The organism is Vibrio sp. 1078-1 (assembly GCF_033340475.1).
The window spans coordinates 1-512 of the sequence record NZ_JAWOWM010000935.1 but is presented as its reverse complement, the minus strand read 5'-3'; the positions used below and the strand labels follow the sequence as shown (position 1 = coordinate 512).

The following is a 512-nucleotide window of genomic DNA, read 5'->3' as shown; positions in this document are numbered from 1 at the left end:
TCTTCCGCCAAGGAATAGCCAACGTTACAGCTATAAAATGGAAAACGACTCATACTGCTGAATGAAATCGTTCCTAGCATGCGCCCTGTATCAACATGAATTAGCAAGCAATAGTAGCCAAGCCCCATGCGATGGAGCTCGTTCAACTTAATCAGTTTTTGGAGCCAACCATTAACAGAGAAAAACGCCTCTTCTCGCTTTGGTTCAAATGGCTTCAAATAATCGCGATTAGATTGAAAATACGCCGCGATCATATCGGCATCACCGATTTCAGCGGTTCGTAGAAGCAAGTCGCCGTCCAACTTGTGAACGGCGATTGATGAACTATGATCTTCCATTACAAACGACAACTTCCCTTTTCTTGATTACTCGCGTTAATTCTTACGAATCCCATAGTCACGTAACTTATTCGCAATAGACGTATGCGATACGTTCAAACGCTTCGCTAACTTACGACTTGACGGGAACGACTGGTACAAACGCTCCAACACCTGGGATTCATAATCGCGCAT

The 512-nt window shown here is 44.1% G+C and carries 1 protein-coding gene and 1 pseudogene; both read right to left on the bottom strand.

Features of this window, described 5'->3' with window-relative positions; genetic code table 11:
- Nucleotides 1-338: pseudogene (locus R7190_RS30960) on the bottom strand (30S ribosomal protein S5 alanine N-acetyltransferase); the annotation flags it as partial.
- A 36-nt stretch (nt 339-374) separates the two neighbouring features.
- On the bottom strand, nt 375-512 hold a 138-nt coding region (locus tag R7190_RS30955; RefSeq protein WP_318138353.1), incomplete at its 5' end, for a TyrR/PhhR family helix-turn-helix DNA-binding protein.